Below are 22329 nucleotides of genomic sequence, written 5' to 3' on the forward strand. Positions count from 1 at the left end.
GTTGACCCAACCCCCTGCGACGATGCAATTTTGATTTTTGCTGGGTAAATTCAATTCGCATGACCGCCGCACCAGCAGATTTTGCAAGTGCCCGAAGCGAATTCCTCAGAATCGACACCCCGCGAGTGGAGGACGGAGCCGCGATCTGGCGCATTGCCCGCGACTCCGAGGTACTGGACCTCAACTCCTCGTACAGTTACCTGCTGTGGTGTCGTGACTTCGCGGCGACCTCCGTGGTCGCCCGCGACGAGAACGGCGATCCGATCGCCTTCGTGACCGGATACATCCGCCCCGACCGCCCCGAGACGCTCGTCGTCTGGCAGGTGGCCGTCGACCAGGCCCACCGCGGCAAGGGACTGGCGGCCACGCTGCTGGACGCGCTGACCTCCCGTGTCGCCTCCGACCAGGGCCTGGCCTCGGTCGAGACGACCATCACCCCGGACAACACCGCCTCCGACCGGCTGTTCACGTCCTTCGCGCAGCGGCACGACGTGCCACTGGAGCGCGAGGTGCTCTTCGAGGGGGCGCTGTTCCCCGAGGGGACGCACCTCCCGGAGGTGCTCTACCGCATCGGTCCGTTCTAGGGCCTCTCAGCGCCCGTCCGCGCCCCGCCCGGGCGCGGCTCCCCCGGGCATGCCTGACCCGCCGCCCGTCACACCCCCCCTCGAGCAGGAGATCAGCTGTGACTATCACCCCGCCCGCCCTGAGTGTCTTCGAGACCCTGGAATCGGAAGTACGGAGCTACTGCCGCGGTTGGCCCGCAGTCTTCGACCGCGCGCAGGGCGCCCGGCTCACCGACGAGGACGGACACTCGTACCTCGACTTCTTCGCCGGTGCCGGTTCACTGAACTACGGCCACAACAACCCGGTACTGAAACGCGCGCTGATCGACTACATCGAGCGCGACGGCATCACCCACGGCCTCGACATGGCCACGACGGCCAAACGGGCGTTCCTCGAGACCTTCGAGAACGTGATCCTGCGCCCGCGTGACCTGCCCTACAAGGTGATGTTCCCCGGCCCGACCGGCACCAACGCCGTCGAGGCGGCGCTGAAGCTCGCCCGCAAGGTCAAGGGCCGCGAGTCCGTCGTCTCGTTCACCAACGCCTTCCACGGCATGTCGCTCGGTTCGCTCGCCGTGACCGGCAACGCCTTCAAGCGGGCCGGAGCCGGCATCCCGCTGGTGCACGGCACCCCGATGCCGTTCGACAACTACTTCGACGGCACCGTTCCCGACTTCATCTGGTTCGAGCGGCTCCTGGAGGACCAGGGTTCCGGGCTGAACAAGCCCGCCGCGGTGATCGTGGAGACCGTGCAGGGTGAGGGCGGCATCAACGTCGCCCGCGCCGAGTGGCTCCGCGCGCTCCAGGAGCTCTGCCACCGCCAGGACATGCTCCTGATCGTCGACGACATCCAGATGGGCTGCGGCCGGACCGGCGGCTTCTTCTCCTTCGAGGAGGCCGGTATCGTCCCGGACATCGTCACGCTGTCGAAGTCCATCAGCGGCTACGGCCTGCCGATGTCGCTCTGCCTCTTCAAGGGCGAGCTGGACATCTGGGAGCCGGGCGAGCACAACGGCACGTTCCGTGGCAACAACCCGGCCTTCGTGACCGCCGCCGCCACGCTCGACGCCTACTGGGCCGACGGCCAGATGGAGAAGCAGACCCTGGCCCGCGGCGAGCAGGTCGAGCAGACGATGCTGGCGATCTGCGGCGAGGAGCCGACCGCGCAGTTCCGTGGCCGTGGCCTGGTCTGGGGCCTGGAGTTCACCGACCCCGAGCGCGCCTCCGCCGTCTGCGCACGCGCCTTCGAGCTGGGGCTGCTGCTGGAGACCTCCGGCCCGCAGTCCGAGGTCGTCAAGCTGCTGCCGTCGCTGACCATCACCCCCGAGGAGCTGGACGAGGGCCTGCGCACGCTGGCCCGGTCCGTCCGCGACACCGCCTGAGCAGGGGTACGCACCCGCACAGGCACCACAGAGCAGGACAGAAGAGAAAGGCACCATCCCACCGTGATCGTCCGATCTTTCAGTGACATCGAGAACACCGACCGGCACATCAGGTCCGCTTCAGGCACCTGGGAGAGCAAGCGCATCGTGCTCGCCAAGGAGAAGGTGGGCTTCTCGCTCCACGAGACCGTGCTGTACGCGGGCACGGAGACGTCGATGTGGTACGCGAACCACATCGAGGCCGTTCTGTGCACCGAGGGCGAGGCCGAGCTCACCAACGACGAGACCGGCGAGAAGCACTGGATCTCCCCCGGGACGATGTACCTGCTGAACGGGCACGAGCACCACACCCTGCGGCCCAAGACCGACTTCCGCTGCGTGTGCGTCTTCAATCCCCCCGTCACCGGACGGGAGGACCATGACGAGAACGGTGTATACCCGCTGCTGACAGAGGAGGGCTGAAACATGACCACCGATGTACGCGCCGACCTGTACCCCTCGCGCGGCGCCGCCGAGATGACCACTCCCCGCCAGGACCCGGTCATCTGGTCCGCGCCGGGCGCGCCGGGACCGATCGCCGCGAAGGACCTCCAGTCCTTCGAGCACGACGGCTTCCTCGCCATCGACCAGCTCATCACCCCCGGCGAGGTGGCGGGCTACCACGCCGAGCTCGACCGGCTGATCGCCGATCCGCGGGTCCGTGCCGACGAACGCTCGATCATCGAGCCGAAGTCGCAGAGCGTGCGGTCCGTCTTCGAGGTCCACAAGCTCAGCGAGGTCTTCGCGAATCTGGTCCGCGACGAGCGTGTGGTGGGCCGGGCCCGCCAGATCCTGGGCTCCGACGTGTACGTCCACCAGTCGAGGATCAACGTCAAGCCGGGCTTCGGCGCCTCGGGCTTCTACTGGCACTCGGACTTCGAGACCTGGCACGCCGAGGACGGTCTGCCGAACATGCGGACCGTGTCGGTCTCCATCGCGCTGACCGAGAACTACGACACCAACGGCGGGCTGATGATCATGCCCGGCTCGCACAAGTCGTTCGTCGGCTGCGCGGGCGAGACGCCGAAGGACAACTACAAGAAGTCCCTGCAGATGCAGGACGCCGGCATCCCGTCCGACGAAGTGCTGACCAAGATGGCCGACCGCCACGGCATCAAGCTCTTCACCGGCAAGGCGGGCTCGGCGACCTGGTTCGACTGCAACGCCATGCACGGCTCCGGGGACAACATCACCCCCTACGCGCGCAGCAACGTCTTCATCGTCTTCAACAGCGTGGAGAACACGGCGCAGGAGCCCTTCGCGGCTCCGATCCGCCGGCCCGAGTTCATCGGGGCGCGTGACTTCACCCCTGTGAAGTAGGGGCGTACAACGGTGGGAAAGGGGCGGGACGCATCGCGCGTCCCGCCCCTTCGGCTTCGGGTGCACGTCCCGTGTCCAGCGGCTGACCGTGTGCGGGCCGGAACCGCCGGGTGGGCCCGTGCGTCTCCCCTGGCGACGAGAGACGGCAAGGGGCGAGGCCGTGGCGGGGAGTGCTGTGGACACCGGCCGTGGTGGGCGACCGAGGGGCGGCCTCTGGGTACCCGGCCTGGTGAACCTCGTTCTCGGCATACCGGCGATGGTCCCGCTCGATCTCGCGTGGTGGTTGCTGACCGAGTACCTGCCGATGGACTGCCGGAGCATGGAGGACGTGGGCCGTCCCGGGCATCCCGACTGCGAGTACACCACTCTTGATTACGCGGGCCCCGCGATGTTCATGCTGGCGGTGAGCGGGCTGTTCATGCTGGTGGTGATCCTGCTGGTGGACGTGGTCCTGCCACTGCGGCGCGGTGACCGTCCAGGCAGGTGGCTCGGCACGGCCGTGCTGGTCCTGGCGCCGTACACGGTGCTCGCGGCGCTGGGCTAGGAGCCGCCTCACAGGATCATCCGTCGCCCCGGACGGGCCGGCCTGCTCGTCGGCCGGTTTCTCGGCGCACACGAGCCGGTCGCACTCGGGACACCCGGGCACGGGCTCCGAAGCCCTCAGCGGGAAGGAGACGAACGGTCGTCAGGACCAGCGCCGAACAGACTGCCACGAAGCCGTTGCTAGGCTCCCACTGCCGATCGCGATCGTGATCGGCATGCGGTGAAGAGGTTGGGGGCCCCATGCGAGCGATATCCAGGACGTCGGCGATGACACTGGCGTGCCTGTTGGCCGGGGTCGCGCTCGTCGGGTGCGGGGGCGGTGACGACGAGGCCGCCCAGAAGTCGGCGGACGCCATGCTCGACGAGGCCAACACCCGCATGAGCAAGCTGAGTTCTCTGACCATCGAGATCACCAACGAGGTCGGCGACGACACGGTGACGTGGCAGATGACGACCGACCTGAAGAACCGGTGCCAGGTGAAGAACACCTTCTCCAGAAGCGGCACGTTGGAACAGATCCGGATCGGCGAGACGGACTACGTCCGCCCGGACAAGGCGTACCTGGAGACGTGGAGCGGCAACGACCTCGGCACCGCCCGGCCGGGTAAATGGGCGAAGGTGCCCGTCGCCGAGTCGAAGCCGGGCGGCGGGCTGTCCCAGTGCACCCGGCCCTTCGAGTCCTTCGGCACGGTCACGAAGGGCGAGTCCACCCGCATCGACGGCCGGAAGGCGCTCGGGCTGAAGGTGACCGATCCGTCGGACAAGGGAGGAAAGTACACCTTCTACGTCGCCACGGAGGGCGAGCCGCATCTGCTGAAGGCCGTGTACAAGGGCGGTGAGGGCGGGAAGCAGCTCACCACCACGTCGTTCAGCCATTTCGACGAGCCGCTGGACATCCGGCCGCCGGCGTCGGCCCAGGTGCTGGACATGAGCGAAAGCAAGGACTAGCTGCTCGGCCGGAGCGTCGGGGCGGAGTCCCGGGTGCGCATCGAGATCGCCATGATCAGGGCCACGAACCAGAACAGGCCCGTGACGGCGCCGATCAGGCTGACCACGACGACCAGGCCCAGGCGCTCCACTCCCCTGCGGTAGGCGATGAACGACGGCACGCAGAGGAGCAGAAGCCCGATCGGCACCAGGACGAGCAGTTCTATGGGACTGATGGTCGAGATCATCGGCCCACAGTAGATGACCGGAAGCCCGCTGCGTGGCGGTTGTTCAGGCGTCCGACGCCATTGTTTCGGCGGGCTGTTCACCTCCGACGTCACGTCCGGCCTGCACGGCGCCCCAGACGTCGGGGACCGGGGTGGGCAAGGGTGACCACGGCGGACGCGGCGGCCATCCGTCACTGCGCGGGACGGTCCGTGCTCCAGGACCACTCGGCCGCCGGCGAGGCGCTGGTGCGGGCACAGCATGCCCCCGACCTCCCGGGACCTGTTCTCGGTACCCGTCATTGCGAAGTTACGGACGCCCGAAACCACCTTATCGATCCGCTTTCCGTCCGCGACTTCCCAACGACCTGTAGCGCCGCCCGTCGTTCAACTCGCTGGACCTCGGTGGGTGGCAGCGGTCACAGTGGCGGCCATGACTTCGCTCGTACAGCACATCACCATCGACTGCGCCGATGCCTATGAACTGGCCCTCTTCTGGGCCGAGGTGCTCGGCTCGCCGGTCTCCGACGACGACGCGCCCGGCGATCCCGAGGCGCTCGTGGAGGCGCCGGGCGCGGCGCTGCTCTTCGTCACCGTGCCCGAACCCAAGCGCGCCAAGAACCGGATCCATCTGGATGTCCGTCCCGAGAGCCGCACCCGTGACGAGGAGGTCGAGCGGCTGCTCGCTCTCGGTGCCACACTGGTCGCCGACCACCGGAAGCCGAACGGGCGCGGCTGGGCGACACTGGCCGACCCGGAGGGCAACGAGTTCTGCGTGGAGTGCGGTGCGGCGGAGCGTGCCGCGCTGACCGGTACGCGGCTGCCGGTCACCGCCGACGACGTGACGCTGGCGGTGCGGCTGGCGGTCGACACCCTCGCTGAGTCGCCGAAGGACGACTGGCGTGTCCCGGCGGGGTCGTTGACGTGGGACTGCTGGGAGACCGTGGAGCATCTGAGCGACGACCTCTTCGCGTACGCGGTCCAACTCGGCCCGCGCAAGCCCTCGCTGGAGAGCGAGGTTCCCTACCGTTGGGCCCCGGACCGCGAGGGCGGTCCCTGGAACTCGATCTTCGCGAATCCGGAGGCGGGGACAGCAGGCCTGCTCCAGACGCTGGAGGCCAGTGGCGCCCTCCTGACCGCGATGGTCCGGACGGCCTCTCCCGCCCTCCGTTCCTACCACTCGCACGGCGTCTCCGACCCGGAGGGCTTCGCCGCGATGGGCGTCGTCGAGACCCTGGTGCACACCCATGACGTCGCCGCCGGGCTGTCGCTCTCCTGGTCCCCGCCCCGGGACCTCTGCGACCGGGTGCTGGCCCGGCTCTTCCCCGACGCCCCGGACGACGACGACCGGTGGACCGTGCTGCTGTGGTCCACCGGCCGCGCGGATCTGCCGGGTCGCGACCGCGTCACCTCGTGGAAGTGGCACGGTGTGCCGCTGTAGCCGTCAGCGGTGCGAGAACCACTTCGCCGCCGGGAGCAGCCTGCCGTTGTAGTCGAACACCGCCTGGTTCTCCCAGGCGTTGCCCGACGCCGGGTCGGCCGGGTCCCAGCCGCTGCCGGTGACCGCGGTCCACGCCGGCTCCCAGTAGACGGCGCCGAGTCCCCGGCCGTTCGGGACGGCCTCGACGACGTTCATGACGTCCCGGAGGTTCGCCGCCTGGCCGACCGGGGTCGCCGGGTAGCCGGCGACGAGCTGGTCGGCGGTGGCGACGTTGTTCTCCAGGCCGTCGTCGTCGGCGAGCGTGTGCGCGTAGGCGGTCTCGGCGACCATGACCGGCTTGCCGTACCGGGAGGCGGCGTCGTCGAGGTTGGTCTGGAGTTCGGCCAGCGAGCCGTGCCAGTAGGCGTAGTACGAGAGGGCGATGACGTCGAAGGGCACCTTCTGCGCCACCGCGTTGTCGAACCACCAGCGGGTGCCCGCGTTGTCGCCGCCCTCGGCGAGGTGCAGCGCCACCTTCGTGCTGGACGAGACCGCCTTGGCGGCGTTCGCTCCGGAGGTGAGGAGGCCGCCCAGCTGCGACCAGTTGTCGGTGGAGCCCTCCGGCCAGAGCAACCCGGCGTTGGTCTCGTTGCCGATCTGCACCATGTCGGCCGTGGTGCCCTGGGCCTTGAGCGCGTTCAGCACGTCGTACGTGTGGTTGTAGACGTCCGTGCGCAGCCGGGAGTAGCCGTGTCCGGCCCAGGCCGCGGGCTTGTTCTGCTTGCCGGGGTCGGCCCAGGCGTCGGAGTAGTGGAAGTCGATGAGCGTCTTCATGCCCAGCGCCTTGGCACGCTTGGCCATGGCGAGGACGTGGGCCTTGTCGTTGTAGCCGTCGGCCGGGTCCACCCAGACCTTGAGGCGTACGTAGTTCATCCCGGAGCTCTTGAGGATGCTCATGGCGTCCCCGGCCCTGCCGCTCGCGTCGCTGTACGTCGCGCCGTGCGCCTCGTTCTTCGGGAGGGTGGAGAGGTCACCGCCCCTGACGCTCAGCCCGGTGGACCCGGGGGTGAACGTGATGTCGTCGAAGTTGGCCCACTCCCCCGCGTGCGCGTCGGAGTTGAGGCTGATCGTGCAGGCCCCGCCGGTCACCTTGACGGAGGTGACCAGCCGGACCCAGGCGCCGTTCGCGGTCGGCGGCAGGTCGGTGCGCTGCTCGGCGGCGCCGCAGTTGCGCAGGGCGATGTAGGCGGAGTTCTGGCCTCCGCCGGAGCGGACCCAGGCGCTCAGGGTGTACGTGCCGTCGGTGAGGCCGCTCAGGTACTGGTAGGTCTCGACCTTGTACGCCGAGGCCGACCAGTGGCTGAGCCGGGTGCTGCCGCCGTGGCCGCCCGCCTCGGTGAAGGAGGCGGCGTCCTGCCCGCCGGCCGAGTACGTCGACCAGCCGGTCGCGCCCGACTCGAAACCGGTGTTGACGGGGGTGGTGGCCGCGTGGGCGGCCTGGGCGGGGAGCGCGGCGAACACGAGGCCGGACAGCGCGGCCACCGTCCCGGCCGCTTTCGCGCGGGTGTGCGTCGTTCCGTACATCGTCGATGTCCCTTCGACAGTTGTGCGGGGTAACGGGGGTGTGACGGGGGGGTGCGCCTCAGCCGTCGAGCCGTACGACGCGGACCGCGCCCGCCGGAACGGCGAGCTTGTCCACGGCGGGCTCGCCGGTGAGGAGTTCGGTGCCGGGGGCGTCCAGCGCCACGTCGGCGTCGGCGTCGGAGTGGTTGATCACGAAGAGGTAGCTGCCGGTGTCACCGGTGCGGCGCACCACCTCGACGTCGTACGGGAGGGCGGTGCGGGGCTCGATGCCGGCGTCGGCGGCGGCGCGGGCCAGGACGGTGTCCAGGCCGGGGCCGGAGAGCCGGGTGGAGATGTACCAGGCGGTGCCTTCGCCGAGCCGGTTGCGGGTGACGGCGGGGCGGCCGGCCGGGATGCCGTCGGCGTACGCCCAGACGGTCTCGGCGCCGCGCGGGATCACCACGTCCGACCAGACGTCGCCGGTCAGCTCAGGGCCTTCGGGGGCGCCCTCGGGGGTGACGAGGCGGACGGTGCCGCCCTCGCCGAGCGGGGAGAACTCCTCGACGGTCAGGCCGAGGACGTCCCGGAGCGCACCCGGGTAGGGGCCGGGGTGCACCGCGTCGTCGGTGTCGACGATGCCGGAGAAGTACGAGACGACGAGGGTGCCGCCGTTCTCGACGTACCGGCGCAGATTGCGTCCGCTCTCCTCGGTGGCGAGGTAGAGGGCGGGGACGACGACCAGCGGGTAGCCGGAGAGGTCGGCGTCCGGGTGGGCGAAGTCGACCGTGAGGTGCTGGTCGTAGAGCGAGGCGTAGAAGGTGTCGGCGCGCTCGCGGGCGTCGTGGTCCTCGCTCGGGCGCCACTCCAGGCGCTGCGCCCACCAGGACTCCCAGTCCCAGAGCATGGCCACGTCGGCGACGGTCCGGGTGGACCGGACGCCCTCCAGCAGACCGAGCCCGGCGCCGAGCGCGCTCACCTCGCGCCAGATCCGTGAGTCGGTGCCCGCGTGCGGGACCATCGCGGAGTGGAACTTCTCGGCGCCGCGCCGGGACTGCCGCCACTGGAAGAACATCGCGCCCTCGGATCCCCGGGCGACGTGGGCGAGGCTGTTCCGGGCCATCTCGCCGGGACGCTTCGCCGGGTTGCGGGGCTGCCAGTTGACGCCGCTCGTGGAGTGCTCCAGGAGCAGCCAGGGCGCGCCGCCCGCGACCGAGCGGGTGAGGTCGGCGGCCATGGCGAGGTTGACGTGGGTGCGGCGGCCGTCGGTGATCAGGTAGTGGTCGTTGGTGACGAGGTCGACCTCGCGGCCCCAGGCCCAGTAGTCGACGGAGTCGCACTGGCTGAGGGCGGTCATGAAGTTGGTGGTGACCGGGATGCCGGGGGCGAGCCGGTGCAGGATGTCGCGTTCGGCGGTGAAGTTCTCCCGCATGGTGGCGTCGGCGAAGCGGGCGTAGTCCAGCTGCTGGGCCGGGTTGCCGACGGTCGGGGTGGTGCGGGGCGGGTCGATGTCGTCGAGGCTGCGGTAGCGCTGGCCCCAGAAGGCGGTGCCCCAGGCCTCGTTGACCGCCTCGACCGAGCCGTGCCGGGCGGTGAGCCAGCGGCGGAAGCGGTCGGCGCAGTTGTCGCAGTAACAGGCGCTGACGGGGACGCCGTACTCGTTGTGGACGTGCCACATCGCGAGGGCGGGGTGGTTCGCGTAGCGGCGGGCGAGCTGCTCGGTGATGTTCGCAGCCGCCGCGCGGTAGGGGGCCGAGCTGTGGCAGATCGCGCCGCGTGACCCGAACGCGAGGCGTACCCCGTCGCGGCTGAGCGGGAGAGCCTCGGGGTGGGCGCGGTAGAACCAGGCGGGCGGTGCGACGGTGGGGGTGCCGAGGTCGGCGCGGACGCCGTTGACGTGCAGCAGGTCCAGGAGACGGTCGAGCCACCCGAAGTCGTAGGTGCCCGGTTCGGGCTCCAGCAGCGCCCAGGAGAAGATCCCGACGCTGACCATGGTCACGCCGGCTTCCCGCATCAGGCGTACGTCCTCGTGCCAGACCTCTTCGGGCCACTGCTCGGGGTTGTAGTCGCCGCCGAAGGCCAGTTTGTGCAGCCCGACCGGGTACGGCGTGGATTCTGAGTGCGGCATGGACAGCTCCTGGCTCTTTTGGACAACTTCTGGGAACGTGCACACACACTCTCGGCGGCGCAGGGCCAACATAACCGCACAGCAACAACCATTGACAAGTGTCGGTTTCGTTTCTCTACTGTGAACGCTCACAGCGCCTTTCCGGCCGGTCCGCCGATGCGCCTGTTCATCTCGTCAGGGGAGAAACCATGCAATACCGCACCGTCGCGGTGTCCACCGCCGCCGCACTCGCCGCCACCGCCCTGCTCTCCGGGTGCGGCTCGGACGACGGCGGCGACGAGCCGGCCTCCTCCGGGCCCGCCTCGCTGACCTACTGGGCGTGGGCGCCCGGCATGGACAAGGTCGCGGACATCTGGAACAAGGGTCCGGGCAAGGAGGCCGGCATCACCGTCACGGTGAAGAAGCAGGCGTCCGGCGACGACCTGGTCACCAAGATCATCACCGCGGCGAAGGCCCACAAGGCCCCCGACCTGGTCCAGGCCGAGTACCAGGCGCTCCCCACCCTGGTCTCCAACGACGTCCTCGCCGACATATCCGAGGAGGCGGGCGACGCGAAGGACGAGTTCGCCGACGGGGTCTGGCAGCAGACGACACTCGGCTCGGACGCCCTGTACGCCCTGCCGCAGGACTCCGGCCCGCTGATGTTCTACTACCGCAAGGACCTCTTCGAGCAGTACGGCCTGACCGTGCCCACCACCTGGGACGAGTTCGCCGAGACCGCCCGCGCGCTGAAGAAGAAGGCGCCGGACAAGGACCTCACCACCTTCTCGTCCAACGACTCGGGCCTCTTCGCGGGCCTCGCCCAGCAGGCGGGCGCGAAGTGGTGGACGACGGGCGGCGACAAGTGGAAGGTCGCCATCGACGACCCGGCCACGCAGAAGGTCGCCGACTTCTGGGGCGGCTTGGTCAAGGAGGGGGCCATCGACAACCAGCCGATGTACACCCCGGCCTGGAACAAGGCGCTCAACACCGGCAAGCAGGTCGCCTGGGTCAGCGCCGTCTGGGCGCCGGGCACCCTGACCACGGCCGCGCCCGAGACGAAGGGCAAGTGGGCCATGGCCCCGCTCCCCCAGTGGAAGGCCGGCGAGAACGTCACCGGCAGCTGGGGCGGCTCCTCCACGGCGGTCACCAACGACTCGAAGGACAAGAAGGCCGCCGCGGCCTTCGCGAAGTGGCTGAACACCGACCCCACCGCCCTCGCCGCGCTGGTGAAGGAGGGCGGCATCTACCCCGCCGCCACGGCCGCCCAGACCGGCGGCGCGCTCTCGAAGGCGCCGGACTACTTCTCCGGCCAGCCCGGCTTCTACACCGAGGCCGCCGAGATCGCCCAGGGCACCGCCCCGGCCGCCTGGGGCCCGAACGTCAACGTCGCGTACAGCGCCTTCAAGGACAACTTCGCCGCGGCGGCCAAGAACAGGTCGGACTTCGGCGCCGCGCTGACCGCCATGCAGGACGCCACCGTCGCGGACCTGAAGAAGCAGGGCTTCGGAGTCTCGGAGTGACTCGCACACCCCGCGGGAAGGCGTACGGGGTCAAGAGCGCCCCGTACGCCTTCCTGGTCCCCGCCACCCTCCTGTTCCTGCTCTTCTTCGCCCTGCCCATCGGCTACGCCGTATACCTCAGCTTCCGCCGGACCGAGGTCAAGGGGCTCGGCCTCGGCAAGGGAGCGCGCGACGAGATCTGGGCCGGGCTCTCCAACTACACCGACGCGCTCTCCGACTCGGAACTGCTGCACGGAGCGCTGCGCATCCTCGGCTACGGCGCGATCGTCGTCCCGGTGATGCTCGGCCTCGCCCTGCTCTTCGCCCTGCTGCTGGACACCGACGGGCTCCGGCTGCGCGGCTTCACCAGGCTGGCGATCTTCCTGCCGTACGCGATCCCCGGCGTCATCGCCGCGCTGATGTGGGGCTTCCTCTATCTGCCCGACGTCAGTCCCTTCCTCTACCTGCTCGACGCGATGGGGCTGCCGCAGCCCGATCTGCTGGACGGCGGGCCGCTGTACCTCTCGCTGGCCAACATCGCGGTGTGGGGCGGCACCGGCTTCAACATGATCGTGATCTACACCTCGCTGCGGGCGATCCCCGCCGAGATCTTCGAGGCCGCACGGCTCGACGGCTGCTCGCAGTTCCAGATCGCGCTGCGGATCAAGATCCCCATGGTGGCGCCCTCGCTGATCCTGACCTTCTTCTTCTCGATCATCGCGACGCTCCAGGTCTTCAGTGAGCCCACCACGCTGAAGCCGCTCACCAACTCGCTGTCCACCACCTGGAGTCCGCTGATGAAGGTCTACCAGGACGCCTTCGTCAACAACGACATCCACGCGGCGGCGGCCCAGGCGGTCATCATCGCCCTCGCCACCCTCGCCCTGTCCTTCGGCTTCCTCAGGGCGGCCAACTCCCGTACGAAGCAGGGAGACTCCCGATGAGCACCCAGTCCCTCGCCGCCCCCGGCCGCCGGCGTCCCCCGCTCGTCCCCACGGCCGCGCTGCTCCTCGGCGCCGTGTACTGCCTGCTGCCCGTCGTCTGGGTCCTGGTCGCCTCGACGAAGTCCGGCAGCGAGCTGTTCTCCACCTTCACCTTCCTGCCCGGCTCCGGGTTCACCGACAACGTCGCCGACCTCACGGAGTACCGCGACGGGGTCTACTGGAAGTGGATGGCCAACTCGGCCTTCTACGCCGGGGTGGGCGCCCTGCTGTCCACGGCCGTGTCCGCGGTCTCGGGGTACGCCCTGGCGGTGTACAGCTTCCGCGGCAAGGAGACGGTCTTCAACATCCTGCTCGCCGGGGTGCTGATGCCTCCGGTGATCCTGGCGGTGCCGCAGTACCTGCTGCTGGCCGAGGCCGACATGACCGACTCGTACCTCTCGGTCCTGCTGCCGCTGATCCTCTCCCCGTACGGCGTCTACCTCGCCCGGATCTACGCGGCCGCGGCCGTGCCGGCCGATGTGATCGAGGCGGGACGGATGGACGGTGGCGGCGAGTGGCGGATCTTCCGGACCATCGCGCTGCCGATGATGCTGCCGGGTCTGGTGACGGTCTTCCTGTTCCAGTTCGTGGCGGTCTGGAACAACTTCCTGCTGCCCTACATCATGCTCGGCGACGACGAGAAGTTCCCGGTGACCCTGGGGCTGTACACGCTGCTCCAGCAGGGCGCCAACACCCCGGCGCTGTACACGCTGGTCATCACGGGCGCGCTGCTGGCGATCATCCCGCTGATCGCCCTGTTCCTGGTGATCCAGCGGTTCTGGAGCCTGGACCTGCTCTCCGGCGCCGTAAAGTCCTGACTGCTCCTCAACAGGGCGACCTTTGATGAAAGATCATGCAACATGAGCCGCACAGAACAGAACGGCGCGGGACGCCGCAGGCCGCCGACGATCCACGACGTCGCCCGGGAGGCCGGGGTCTCCCGGGGCACGGTCTCCCGGGTGCTCAACGGCGGTCACAACGTCAGCCCGGCCGCGCTCGACGCGGTTCAGTCCGCCATCCGGCGGACCGGCTACACCGTGAACCGGCACGCCCGGTCCCTGATCACCGGACGCTCCGACTCGGTGGCGTTCCTGCTGACCGAGCCCCAGGAGCGCTTCTTCGAGGACCCGAACTTCAACGTGCTGCTGCGCGGGTGCACCACCGCGCTCGCCGCGCACGACATCCCGCTGCTCCTGATGATCGCGGGTACGGAGGCGGAGCGGCGCCGCAACATGCGCTACATCGCCGGGCACGTGGACGGGGTCCTGCTGGTCTCCAGCCACTCCGGAGACCCGGTCGCAGCGCAGCTGCACGAGGCCGGGGTGCCGCTGGTGGCCTGCGGGAAGCCGCTCGGGCAGGGGTCGCGGGTCAGCTATGTGGCCGCCGACGACCGGCACGGCGCCCGGGACATGGTGCGCTTCCTGTACGGGTCGGGGCGCCGCCGGATCGCCACGGTCACCGGGCCCCTGGACACCCCGGGCGGTGTGGACCGGCTGGCGGGTTACCGGGAGACGCTCGCGGAGTGCGGGCTGCCGGTCGACGAGGCCTTGATCGTGCCGGGCGACTACAGCCGGGCGGGCGGTGAGGCGGCGGCAGCGCTGCTGCTGGAGCGGGCGCCGGACGTGGACGCGGTGTTCGTCGCCTCGGACCTGATGGCGCAGGGGGTGCTGAGCACACTGGAGCGGGCCGGCCGGCGGGTGCCGCAGGACATCGCGGTCGGCGGGTTCGACGACTCGCCCGCGGCGCTCGCGGCGCGCCCGGAGCTGACGACGGTCCGCCAGCCGTGGGACCGGATCAGCGCCGAGATGGTGCGGGTGCTGCTGGCACAGATCGGCGGGGAGGATCCGGCCGCGGTCATCCTCCCCACCGAACTGGTGCGCCGGGACTCGGCGTAGGGGCGGGCGGCGCGGGGGCCGCGCCCCCACCGCCGGACACGTACCGGTCTCAGCCGACCCGCCGGGCCAGCACCTGCCCCGGCCAGGTCCCGGACAGGAAGCTGTCCGTGCGGGCGAATCCGTTGCGCTCGTAGTACGCGACGAGCTCGCCCCCGCCGCCCGCCCAGCAGTCGACCCGCAGCAGACCGACCCTGGCCCGCCGGGTCTCCTCCACGGCATGGGCCAGCAGAGCCGCCCCGATGCCCAGGCCGGCGTGCCGGCGGTCGGAGATGAGCAGGCGCACGTACCGCTCCGGTTCACCGGCGGGCGGGATCGGCATCTGCGGGTTGGGGCCGGTGTCGAGCACCAGCGCCCCGGCGGGCACGCCGTCCAGCTCCGCGACGTAGGGCGAGTTCACGGTGGTGTACCGCTCGATCCGGGCCGCGCCGCCGGACGTCTGCGAATACGGGACCGTGCCCCACTGTTCGGTGTTGCCGCGGGCGTTCATCCAGGCCACCGCGGAGTCGAGCATGTCCAGGATGGCCGGTGCGTCGGCCGGGCTGCCCGGCCTGATCCGTACGCCGTGCTTCGTGTCGTCGCTCACGGCGGAAGTCTGCCACGAGGCCCCGCCCGGCTTCACGCCTCCGGATCCGCGGCGCGCGTCAGACGGCGTCCAGCGCCGGGTAGTCGGTGTAGCCCTTCGCGTCGCCGCCGAAGAAGGTCGACGGGTCCGGGGTGTTGAAGGGCCCGCCGGCCTTCAGCCGGGCCGGCAGGTCCGGGTTGGCGAGGAACAGGGCGCCGTAGGAGATGACGTCGGCGATCCCGTCGTCGATGACCGTGTGGTGCTCGGGGCCGGTCGGCCCGTCGGAGAAGACGTTGAGGACGAGGGTCCCCGTGAACGCCTTGCGCAGCGCGAGCGTCAGCTCACGGGTGCCGGCCTGCTCCAGGATGTGCAGGTAGGCCAGCCCGAACGGCTCGATCTCGGTGACGAGCGCGGTGTAGACGGCGTCCGGCTCGGGCTCCTCGATGCCGTTGTAGGGGTTTCCGGGCGAGATGCGCAGCGCGGTCCGTTCGGCGCCGATCTCGGCGACGACGGCCTTGACCACCTCGACGGCGAAGCGGATACGGGCGGCGTCGGAGCCGCCCCACTCGTCGGTGCGCAGGTTGGTGTTGGGGGCCAGGAACTGCTGGATCAGGTATCCGTTGGCTCCGTGCAGCTCGACGCCGTCGAAGCCGGCCTCTATCGCGTTGCGCGAGGCCGTGACGAAGTCACCGATGGTCGCGCGGATCTCCGCGTCGGTGAGCTCGTGCGGCTCGACGAAGTCCTTCGGGCCCGCCTGGGTGTAGACCTGGCCGGGCGCCGCGACCGGGGAGGGTGCCACCGGGATCAGTCCGTCCGGCAGCAGCACGGGGTGGCCGATCCGGCCCGCGTGCATGATCTGGGCGAAGATCCGGCCGCCCGCCGCGTGGACGGAGTCGGTGACCTTGCGCCAGGAGGTGACCTGCTCTGCGCTGTGCAGGCCCGGGGTGGAGGGGTATCCCTGGCCCACCACGGAGGGCTGGATGCCCTCGGTGATGATCAGTCCGGCCGAGGCGCGCTGGGTGTAGTAGTCGACGGTGAGGTCCGTGGCGGTGCCCCCGTCCCCGGCCCTGCTGCGGGTCATCGGCGCGAGGGCGATGCGGTTGGACAGCTGGGTGCCGGAGAGGTCGACGGGGTCGAAAACGGTGGTCATGGAAGCCTCCGAGACATTTACATGGTCGGCCAAGTAACTGGGCGCCCGGTCACTCTAACCCATTAATTGGCCGACCAAGGTAAAGTTCATGAGGACGTCATGAACCCCGGCACCGACCGGGCCGCGACACCGCCCGAGGAGCCCCGATGAAGGACGACAGCACCGCCCCCGCCGATGCCGGCTGCGTCGGCGGGCTGCCGAGCGCGGCCCTCGGCGGCCCCGTCAGCCATGCCGTGTCACGGGTCGCCCGGCTGCACAGGATCACGGCGGGCCGCATGCTCAAGGGGCTCGGGCTCTATCCGGGCCAGGAGTTCCTGATGATGCACCTGTGGGACACCGGGGCGGTCCGCCAGTCCGAGCTGATCAAGGCCATGGACCTCGACCCGTCCACCGTCACCAAGATGCTCCAGCGCCTCGAGCAGGCCGGGCACGTGCGCCGCCGCCCCGACCCGGACGACCGGCGGGCCGTCCTGGTCGAGGCGACCGACGGGAGCTGCGCCCTGCACGACGAGGTGCGCAGCGCCTGGACGGGCCTGGAGGAGCACACCCTCGCGGGGCTGGGCCCGGCCGAGCGCGCGGAGCTGACCCGGCTGCTCGCCAAGGTGGAGGAGAACCTCTGCACCGAGGCCGGGGACTGCCCCGCGCGGTAGCTAGGCGGCCAGCACGGCCAGGGCGCGGTCGACGTCGGCCTCGGTGTTGTAGAGATGGAAGGCCGCCCTCAGATTCCCCGCGCGGGCCGAGACCATCACCCCCGCCGCGGCCAGGTCGGGCTCACGGGCGCCCAGGCCGGGCACCGCGACGACGGCCGAGGTGCCGGGCACCGCCTCGTGGCCGATCGACGCGAGGCCCTCCCGGAAGCGGGCGGCGAGTCCGGTGGCGTGCGCGTACACGGGGTCAACCCCGACCTCGGCCAGCAGGTCCAGCGACTGCTCGGCCCCGTGGTAGGCGAGGAACGCGACCGGTTCGTCGAAGCGCCGGGCGTCGACGGCGAGCTTCTCGACCGGCCCGTAGGTGCTGTTCCAGCGGTCCTCGGCCGCGACCCAGCCCGCATAGAGCGCCGGCAGGGTCGGCTGCGCCTCCTCGGTCACGGTCAGGAACGACGTCCCCCGGGGACACATCAGGAACTTGTACCCGCCGGTGACCGTGTAGTCGTACGCTCCGGCGTCCAGCGGCAGCCAGCCGGCCGACTGGCTGGCGTCCAGCATCGTGCGGGCCCCGTGCGCGGCCGCGGCCGCGCGGACCGCGTCCAGGTCGGCGACCCGGCCGTCGGCGGACTGGACCGCCGAGAAGGCGACGATCGCGGTCCCGGGCCGCACCGCGCCGGCCAGTTCGGCCAGCGGGACGTAACGCATCTTCAGATCACCGCGTACGGCGAAGGGGCTGACGACGGAGCTGAACTCCCCCGTCGGAGCCAGAACTTCGGCCCCCGCCGGGAGCGAGGCCGCGACGAGCCCCACATGCGCGGCGACGGAGCCGCCGACAGCCACCCGCGCGGGCGCGACACCCGCGAGCCGGGCGAACCCGGCGCGGGCGGCGTCCACGGCTTCGAAGCTGCCCGCACCGCCCCGGACGCCTGCCGCGCTCTCGGCTGCCAGCGCCTTGACGGCCTCGACGGCGCGACGGGGCAGCAACCCGCAGCTGGAGGTGTTGAGATAGGTGGTACCGGATGCGAATTCGGTGGCCCTGGCCCGGTCGATCGCAGAAGTCTCCATGCGGTCAGCCTGACGGCCGCTCAACCCCACGTCAATCACGCGAGTTCGAGCGGCGCGCCAAAGAAGTCCTTATACGCGCTGGTCGGACGGTGCGGTGCTGGGCACTTCGCAGGCCCCGTCCGCGTCGCAGGCGGCGGCGTCCCCGCCGACCTGGGTGAGCCCGGGGACCTGGCGGTCCTTCCACGCCTGCTCCAGGGCCTGGACGAAGACCTCCGCGGGCTGACCGCCGGAGATGCCGTAGCGGCGGTCGAGGACGAAGAACGGCACGGCGTTGGCGCCGAGCTCGGCCGCCTCCCGCTCATCGGCGCGTACGTCGTCGGCGTACGCCTCGGGGTCGGCCAGCACCGTACGCGCCTCGTCGGCGTCGAGCCCCGCCTCGGCGGCCAGGTCGGCGAGCACCGCGTCATCGAAGACCGAGCGCTCCTCGGCGAAGTTCGCCCGGTAGACGAGGGTCAGCAGCTCGTCCTGGCGTCCGCGGGCCTTGGCGAGGTGGAGCAGCCGGTGGATGTCAAAGGTGTTGCCGTGGTCACGCCCCTCGGTGCGGTAGCCCAGCCCCTCGGCCTGCGCGTTCGCCGCGACGTTGCCCTCCATGGCCCGGGCCTCCTCGGGGCTGCGCCCGTACTTCTGGGCCAGCATGTCGATCACCAGCTCGGTGTCGCCCTTGGCCCTCCCCGGGTCGAGCTCGAAGGAGCGGTGGACCACCTCGACCTCGTCACGGTGGTCGAATGCGGCCAGCCCCTTCTCGAAGCGCGCCTTTCCGACGTAGCACCACGGGCAGGCGATGTCGCTCCATATCTCGACGCGCATGACTCTTCTGCTCTCCAGTTCTGCAGTACCGGTGCGGAGGGAGCCTCCGCCGCCGGTTCAACGTGCGGACGGGCCGGCTGATTCCCGGAGGGGACCAGGGTGGGGCCCACCGCGGGCATCGCGGCGAGGACCAGCTCTCCGTCCCGCCACCGCGGCCGGACGAACTCCCGGGCGACCGGCTCACCCGGCCCCAGCGTGCCCCCGGGGGGTCAGACCACCGCCATCTCCTCGGTGACCATGACCGCCACCGAATCCATGTCGATGAAGGTGCTTTCGTCCGGATTCACCAACTCCTTGTAATTGCTGGATGCGAAGAACGCCTCGTGATCCCCCCAGTTTTCGAACCAGATCTCGGCGAGGCCGTCATGGGCGGGACCGGGATACCCGTCGGCGGGCACCGGATCGCTGATGGTCCCCTGCATGACGGAACCCACCCGGACAAGGCACGGACAGCCTTGACCGCGATGAACCAGGAACGAACACGCCTTTCATCCACGATCGAGAGCTTGACCACCGCCAGAGAGGCCCTCGATCAACTGATCGACGTGAACCGGGACTTCCTGGCAGCTGGATCGGCATAGCCTCCGAGGATGGATCTGCGACTGGCCGCGTACGCCGTGTGCATCGAGGACGGACGGGTGCTGCTCGCCCGCCACGCACCACCGGAGGAGGAGTCCAATTGGACTCTTCCGGGCGGCGGGGTCGAGCACGCGGAGGACCCGTTCGACGCAGTGATCCGGGAGGTCGCCGAGGAGACCGGCCTGGAGGCTGTGGTCGAGCGCCTGCTGGGCGTGGACTCACGGGTGGTCCCGGCCGGCGAGCGCCGTCTGCCCGGCCGGCCCGAACTCCATAACGTGGGCATCTTCTACCGGGTCCGCGTCACCGGCGGCAGGCTTCGGCCCGAGCCGGACGGTGAGACCGCCGATTCGGTCTGGATCCCGCTCTCCGAGGTCGCCCGCCTGGGCCGGTCCTCGCTGGTCGACATCGGCCTGGCCCTGGCACGGACCGCCCCGCCGACCGGCCACGTCGCTCCCGTGCCGGTCGGCGGCCTGGTCCAGCACTGAGGTCCCGCCGCCCGGGACGATCTCGGCCCGGACCGTCTTCCCGGACGGCGGATACGGACGTACACCCCAGTCCGTGGCGGGCGCCTCCACGACGGCCGTCCCGAAACCGTCCGCTCGCCGGACGGGGAGGCGCTCCGCGCGCGGGTCGGTGACCTCGACCCTGAGCGCCCGGCCGGGCAGCCGCGTCAGCGTGAGCCGGAAGCCCCGGCCGTTCAGCCGCCCGTGCCGGACGGCGTTGTACCGCCCCCACCTGGCCGTCTCCCCCGACGGGTGGACGCGCTTCGTGCGGTACGCCGCCGGGTCCTGAGGCCGGGGTCGGCCCGTCCTCAGGCCTCGGACTCGGCCGTCGGGGTCCTGGCTGCCGGTTCCTCCGCCTGCGGCGGCAGTTCGCGCCTCGTGCGGATCGGTGAGAGAAGGACGGGCAGGAAGGCGAGCGTCAGGACGACGCCGCCCACCCAGAGTGTGACGTGCACGCCCGCCAGTGCGCCGATCACACCGGACACGGCGGCGCCGACGGCGAGCGCGCCGGTGAGCAGGAAGCGGAAGGTGGCGTTCATGCGGCCGAGGAGGGGCAGGGTCGTCATGCGCTGGCGCAGGCTCACGCCGAGCACGTTGTTCATCCCCGTCCTGAACATGGTCAGCAGCCAGCCCGCGCCCGCCACCCACAGCCAGGGGCCACGGTCGACGAGCGGGACGAGCAGTCCTGCGGGAGCCAGGTACAGGCCGACGAGGCCGAGGGCGGGGCCGTAACCGAGGCGCCGGGCGGCGTACCCCGCGCAGCGGGCGCCCAGGAGGAGACCGATGCCGCCCGCCGCCCAGAACAGGCCCAGGACGCCTTCCGGGAGGCCGAGTTCGCGGACGAACAGCACGGGGAACATCGTGTTGAGGATCTGGGAGCCGAGGTTGGTGCAGGCCGAGGTGAGCGCGAGCGCCCGTAGCTCCTTGTTGCCGAGGACGTGCCGAAGCCCCTCGGCGATCTGCGGGCCCAGCCGGGTGGCCCGCCCGGGTGGGGCCGGGGGCGGTGCCGGTGTGCGGGTGAGGGCGGTGAGCCGGAGAGCGGAGACCAGGTAGCCCGTGGCCGCGGCGACCACGGCCACGGGGGCCGTCAGCAGCTGGACGAGGCCGCCGCCCGCGCCACGTCCGGCCACGGTGCCGGCGGCGATGAGGGTGTTCACGGCCGAGTTGGCCCGTACGAGGTCGGCGCGGCCGACCAGCCGTGGCAGGACGCTCTGCGAGCCGACGTCGGCGAACACGGTGGCGCAGCCGTGCAGCAGGACGACGGCGTACAGCTGCTCCAGCGTGAGTGCGTCCAGCCACCAGGCCGGCGGAATGGAGGCGAACAGCCCGGCCCGCACCAGATCCGCGGCGATCAGCACCCGCCGTTGCCGCATCCGGTCCAGCCAGGCCCCGGCGGGCAGGCCGATGAGGAGGAAGGCGACGGTGCTCAGGGTGGCGAGCGCCCCGACCTGGCCGGCGCTCGCGTCGAGAGCGGACACGGCGATGAGGGGTACGGCGACGTAACCGATGTTCGTGCCGAGCTGGCCGAAGGAGGTCGCGGTGAACAGGGCGCGGAAGTCCGCGTTGCGCCAGGGGGAGTCGGGTCGCATGACCGCTCACCCGGTGGTGGAGGAGCCGAGGCGACGCCGCGCTCCGGTGGTTCCGTCGGTGGGGCCTCCGGGCCGACGGGTGCGGGTCAGGCCCACGCCGATGAGTACGACGGCCATGCCCGTGACGACGCGGGCGCTCAGCTCCTCGTCGAGGACCAGGGCGCCCAGGGCCACCGAGACGACCGGCAGCAGATACCCGACGGTGGCCGCGGCCGTGGGGCCCTCGTCCACGATGAGCCGTGAGTTGAGGTGGAACGTGAGACCCGTACCGAAGATGCCCAGGGCGACGACGGCGAGCAGCGCACCGACGGTGGGGTCCCCCACGCCAGGGCCTGCGGGAAGGGCGAGCGTGGTCAGGCCGGTCGCGGCGACGAGCTGGGCCGCTGACAGGGCGAGGGGGGCGCCGTCCCGGCCGAGGAGATGGCGGGCCATGTAGGCGAAGGCGACTGCGTAGCTCAGTGCCGCGGCGAGGAGCAGCAGCGCGCCCCAGCTGGTCAGGCCGCTCTCCTGCCAGGGGGCGAAGACGAGCAGCACACCGGCGAAACCGAGGAGGAGGCCGGTCAGGCGCAGGGGGTGCCGGCCGCGCTCACTGCCGAGGGCGAGGCCGATCCCCATGGACCAGAGGGGAGTTGTGGCGTTGAGGACGCCCGCCACCCCGGAGTCGACGGTCTGCTCGCCGACGCTGAACAGGAAGAACGGCAGGACATTGCAGAAGACAGCGGCCACCACGAGATGCGCCCAGGTCCGGCGGGAGCGCGGGAGGCGCTGGCGGGCCGAGCGGGCGAGCGCCAGGAGGACGGCCGCGCCGAGCGCGCACCGGATGACCGTGATGTGCAGGGGGGCGAGGCCGCCGTTCAGGGCGATCTTGATCCAGAGGAAGCTCGATCCCCACAACAGGGCGAGAAGAGCCATGCGCATGAGGGTTCCTCGCTGACCGCTGAGCACTGTTCGCCTCCTGGCAG

The 22329-nt window shown here is 70.7% G+C and carries 23 protein-coding genes; 13 read left to right on the top strand and 10 right to left on the bottom strand.

What is annotated here, in order from left to right; genetic code table 11:
• Positions 1 to 59 precede the first annotated feature (59 nt).
• From ectA to OG379_RS09485, 6 genes are all read left to right on the top strand, one after another.
• On the top strand, positions 60 to 584 hold the full coding sequence (gene ectA, locus OG379_RS09460) for a diaminobutyrate acetyltransferase (protein ID WP_104790042.1): 525 nt from the start codon (positions 60 to 62) through the stop codon (positions 582 to 584).
• A gap of 98 nt (positions 585 to 682) precedes the next feature.
• Positions 683 to 1945: a diaminobutyrate--2-oxoglutarate transaminase gene (gene ectB / locus OG379_RS09465; protein ID WP_405661147.1), complete on the top strand. Its 1263-nt coding sequence runs from the start codon at positions 683 to 685 to the stop codon at positions 1943 to 1945.
• A 63-nt stretch (positions 1946 to 2008) separates the two neighbouring features.
• Complete coding sequence (locus OG379_RS09470; RefSeq protein WP_073747901.1) at positions 2009 to 2407, top strand: ectoine synthase; 399 nt, start codon at positions 2009 to 2011, stop codon at positions 2405 to 2407.
• A 3-nt stretch (positions 2408 to 2410) separates the two neighbouring features.
• Complete coding sequence (thpD, locus tag OG379_RS09475) at positions 2411 to 3304, top strand: ectoine hydroxylase (protein WP_405661149.1); 894 nt, start codon at positions 2411 to 2413, stop codon at positions 3302 to 3304.
• A gap of 160 nt (positions 3305 to 3464) precedes the next feature.
• On the top strand, positions 3465 to 3848 hold the full coding sequence (locus OG379_RS09480; RefSeq protein ID WP_405661151.1) for a hypothetical protein: 384 nt from the start codon (positions 3465 to 3467) through the stop codon (positions 3846 to 3848).
• Between the two features lie 266 nt (positions 3849 to 4114).
• Positions 4115 to 4795 (top strand): hypothetical protein, encoded by a 681-nt coding sequence (locus OG379_RS09485; RefSeq protein WP_405661153.1) that lies wholly within the window; start codon positions 4115 to 4117, stop codon positions 4793 to 4795.
• Here OG379_RS09485 and OG379_RS09490 read toward each other — a convergent pair.
• Positions 4792 to 5022, bottom strand: a complete 231-nt coding sequence (locus OG379_RS09490; protein ID WP_393755175.1) for a superinfection immunity protein — start codon at positions 5020 to 5022, stop codon at positions 4792 to 4794. The two genes, OG379_RS09485 and OG379_RS09490, sit on opposite strands and share 4 nt — an antisense overlap.
• Before the next feature lie 409 nt (positions 5023 to 5431).
• On the opposite strand from OG379_RS09490, the gene OG379_RS09495 reads away from it, so the two are divergent.
• Positions 5432 to 6439, top strand: a complete 1008-nt coding sequence (locus OG379_RS09495) for a VOC family protein (RefSeq protein ID WP_405661155.1) — start codon at positions 5432 to 5434, stop codon at positions 6437 to 6439.
• A 3-nt stretch (positions 6440 to 6442) separates the two neighbouring features.
• Here OG379_RS09495 and OG379_RS09500 read toward each other — a convergent pair whose 3' ends face one another.
• Positions 6443 to 8002, bottom strand: coding sequence for an arabinogalactan endo-beta-1,4-galactanase (locus tag OG379_RS09500; RefSeq protein ID WP_405661157.1), 1560 nt, complete (start codon positions 8000 to 8002; stop codon positions 6443 to 6445).
• 58 nt (positions 8003 to 8060) lie between these two features.
• A complete protein-coding gene (locus OG379_RS09505) occupies positions 8061 to 10106 on the bottom strand; it encodes a beta-galactosidase (RefSeq protein ID WP_405661159.1) in 2046 nt (681 codons plus the stop codon).
• Positions 10107 to 10294: 188 nt separating this feature from the next.
• Between OG379_RS09505 and OG379_RS09510 the strand changes: the two genes are divergently transcribed.
• From OG379_RS09510 to OG379_RS09525, 4 genes are read left to right on the top strand one after another with little or no spacing between them, the layout of a single operon-like run.
• Entirely contained in the window at positions 10295 to 11608 is a 1314-nt protein-coding gene (locus OG379_RS09510; RefSeq protein ID WP_405661162.1) for an ABC transporter substrate-binding protein, read from the top strand.
• Positions 11605 to 12531, top strand: a complete 927-nt coding sequence (locus OG379_RS09515) for a carbohydrate ABC transporter permease (RefSeq protein WP_405661164.1) — start codon at positions 11605 to 11607, stop codon at positions 12529 to 12531. Before OG379_RS09510 ends, OG379_RS09515 begins: the two co-directional genes overlap by 4 nt.
• Positions 12528 to 13388, top strand: coding sequence for a carbohydrate ABC transporter permease (locus tag OG379_RS09520; protein ID WP_405661167.1), 861 nt, complete (start codon positions 12528 to 12530; stop codon positions 13386 to 13388). Before OG379_RS09515 ends, OG379_RS09520 begins: the two co-directional genes overlap by 4 nt.
• Before the next feature lie 42 nt (positions 13389 to 13430).
• Positions 13431 to 14465 (top strand): LacI family DNA-binding transcriptional regulator, encoded by a 1035-nt coding sequence (locus OG379_RS09525; protein WP_362932886.1) that lies wholly within the window; start codon positions 13431 to 13433, stop codon positions 14463 to 14465.
• A gap of 49 nt (positions 14466 to 14514) precedes the next feature.
• On the opposite strand, the gene OG379_RS09530 is transcribed toward OG379_RS09525, so the two are convergent.
• Positions 14515 to 14976, bottom strand: a complete 462-nt coding sequence (locus tag OG379_RS09530; RefSeq protein ID WP_405668459.1) for a GNAT family N-acetyltransferase — start codon at positions 14974 to 14976, stop codon at positions 14515 to 14517.
• A 130-nt stretch (positions 14977 to 15106) separates the two neighbouring features.
• Entirely contained in the window at positions 15107 to 16177 is a 1071-nt protein-coding gene (locus tag OG379_RS09535) for an alkene reductase (RefSeq protein ID WP_405661170.1), read from the bottom strand.
• 146 nt (positions 16178 to 16323) lie between these two features.
• Here OG379_RS09535 and OG379_RS09540 point away from each other — a divergent pair, with 146 nt between their 5' ends.
• On the top strand, positions 16324 to 16827 hold the full coding sequence (locus OG379_RS09540) for a MarR family winged helix-turn-helix transcriptional regulator (RefSeq protein WP_405661172.1): 504 nt from the start codon (positions 16324 to 16326) through the stop codon (positions 16825 to 16827).
• Here the strand turns inward: OG379_RS09540 and OG379_RS09545 are convergent, their stop codons facing one another.
• The 3 genes from OG379_RS09545 to OG379_RS09555 all read right to left on the bottom strand — a co-directional run bounded on the left by OG379_RS09545 (position 16828) and on the right by OG379_RS09555 (position 19118).
• The gene (locus OG379_RS09545) at positions 16828 to 17889 is read right to left on the bottom strand and encodes an aminotransferase class V-fold PLP-dependent enzyme (RefSeq protein ID WP_405661174.1); all 1062 of its coding nucleotides are present in this window, start codon (positions 17887 to 17889) and stop codon (positions 16828 to 16830) included.
• A gap of 69 nt (positions 17890 to 17958) precedes the next feature.
• Entirely contained in the window at positions 17959 to 18696 is a 738-nt protein-coding gene (locus tag OG379_RS09550) for a DsbA family oxidoreductase (RefSeq protein ID WP_405661176.1), read from the bottom strand.
• Positions 18697 to 18905: 209 nt separating this feature from the next.
• A complete protein-coding gene (locus tag OG379_RS09555) occupies positions 18906 to 19118 on the bottom strand; it encodes an EthD domain-containing protein (RefSeq protein WP_405661178.1) in 213 nt (70 codons plus the stop codon).
• A 168-nt stretch (positions 19119 to 19286) separates the two neighbouring features.
• Here OG379_RS09555 and OG379_RS09560 point away from each other — a divergent pair, with 168 nt between their 5' ends.
• Positions 19287 to 19760, top strand: a complete 474-nt coding sequence (locus OG379_RS09560; RefSeq protein ID WP_405661180.1) for an NUDIX hydrolase — start codon at positions 19287 to 19289, stop codon at positions 19758 to 19760.
• A 326-nt stretch (positions 19761 to 20086) separates the two neighbouring features.
• Here OG379_RS09560 and OG379_RS09565 read toward each other — a convergent pair whose 3' ends face one another.
• Together OG379_RS09565 and OG379_RS09570 are read right to left on the bottom strand one after the other, a co-directional pair.
• Positions 20087 to 21367 (bottom strand): MFS transporter, encoded by a 1281-nt coding sequence (locus tag OG379_RS09565; RefSeq protein WP_405661182.1) that lies wholly within the window; start codon positions 21365 to 21367, stop codon positions 20087 to 20089.
• A gap of 6 nt (positions 21368 to 21373) precedes the next feature.
• Complete coding sequence (locus tag OG379_RS09570; protein ID WP_405661184.1) at positions 21374 to 22285, bottom strand: DMT family transporter; 912 nt, start codon at positions 22283 to 22285, stop codon at positions 21374 to 21376.
• Between the last annotated feature and the right edge of the window lie 44 nt (positions 22286 to 22329).

The sequence above is a fragment of the Streptomyces sp. NBC_01166 genome, from assembly GCF_045039765.1.
GTDB lineage: Bacteria > Actinomycetota > Actinomycetes > Streptomycetales > Streptomycetaceae > Streptomyces.

Excerpts from the sequence above, each read along its gene's own strand:
- ectA (WP_104790042.1), top strand. The coding sequence starts at position 60 with ATGACCGCCGCACCAGCAGATTTTGCAAGTGCCCGAAGCGAATTCCTC.
- thpD (WP_405661149.1), top strand. The coding sequence starts at position 2,411 with ATGACCACCGATGTACGCGCCGACCTGTACCCCTCGCGCGGCGCCGCC.
- OG379_RS09485 (WP_405661153.1), top strand. The coding sequence starts at position 4,115 with ATGACACTGGCGTGCCTGTTGGCCGGGGTCGCGCTCGTCGGGTGCGGG.
- OG379_RS09490 (WP_393755175.1), bottom strand. The coding sequence starts at position 5,022 with ATGATCTCGACCATCAGTCCCATAGAACTGCTCGTCCTGGTGCCGATC.
- OG379_RS09495 (WP_405661155.1), top strand. The coding sequence starts at position 5,432 with ATGACTTCGCTCGTACAGCACATCACCATCGACTGCGCCGATGCCTAT.
- OG379_RS09500 (WP_405661157.1), bottom strand. The coding sequence starts at position 8,002 with ATGTACGGAACGACGCACACCCGCGCGAAAGCGGCCGGGACGGTGGCC.
- OG379_RS09505 (WP_405661159.1), bottom strand. The coding sequence starts at position 10,106 with ATGCCGCACTCAGAATCCACGCCGTACCCGGTCGGGCTGCACAAACTG.
- OG379_RS09510 (WP_405661162.1), top strand. The coding sequence starts at position 10,295 with ATGCAATACCGCACCGTCGCGGTGTCCACCGCCGCCGCACTCGCCGCC.
- OG379_RS09520 (WP_405661167.1), top strand. The coding sequence starts at position 12,528 with ATGAGCACCCAGTCCCTCGCCGCCCCCGGCCGCCGGCGTCCCCCGCTC.
- OG379_RS09525 (WP_362932886.1), top strand. The coding sequence starts at position 13,431 with ATGAGCCGCACAGAACAGAACGGCGCGGGACGCCGCAGGCCGCCGACG.
- OG379_RS09530 (WP_405668459.1), bottom strand. The coding sequence starts at position 14,976 with ATGCTCGACTCCGCGGTGGCCTGGATGAACGCCCGCGGCAACACCGAA.
- OG379_RS09535 (WP_405661170.1), bottom strand. The coding sequence starts at position 16,177 with ATGACCACCGTTTTCGACCCCGTCGACCTCTCCGGCACCCAGCTGTCC.
- OG379_RS09540 (WP_405661172.1), top strand. The coding sequence starts at position 16,324 with ATGAAGGACGACAGCACCGCCCCCGCCGATGCCGGCTGCGTCGGCGGG.
- OG379_RS09545 (WP_405661174.1), bottom strand. The coding sequence starts at position 17,889 with ATGGAGACTTCTGCGATCGACCGGGCCAGGGCCACCGAATTCGCATCC.
- OG379_RS09550 (WP_405661176.1), bottom strand. The coding sequence starts at position 18,696 with ATGCGCGTCGAGATATGGAGCGACATCGCCTGCCCGTGGTGCTACGTC.
- OG379_RS09555 (WP_405661178.1), bottom strand. The coding sequence starts at position 19,118 with ATGCAGGGGACCATCAGCGATCCGGTGCCCGCCGACGGGTATCCCGGT.
- OG379_RS09560 (WP_405661180.1), top strand. The coding sequence starts at position 19,287 with ATGGATCTGCGACTGGCCGCGTACGCCGTGTGCATCGAGGACGGACGG.
- OG379_RS09565 (WP_405661182.1), bottom strand. The coding sequence starts at position 21,367 with ATGCGACCCGACTCCCCCTGGCGCAACGCGGACTTCCGCGCCCTGTTC.
- OG379_RS09570 (WP_405661184.1), bottom strand. The coding sequence starts at position 22,285 with ATGCGCATGGCTCTTCTCGCCCTGTTGTGGGGATCGAGCTTCCTCTGG.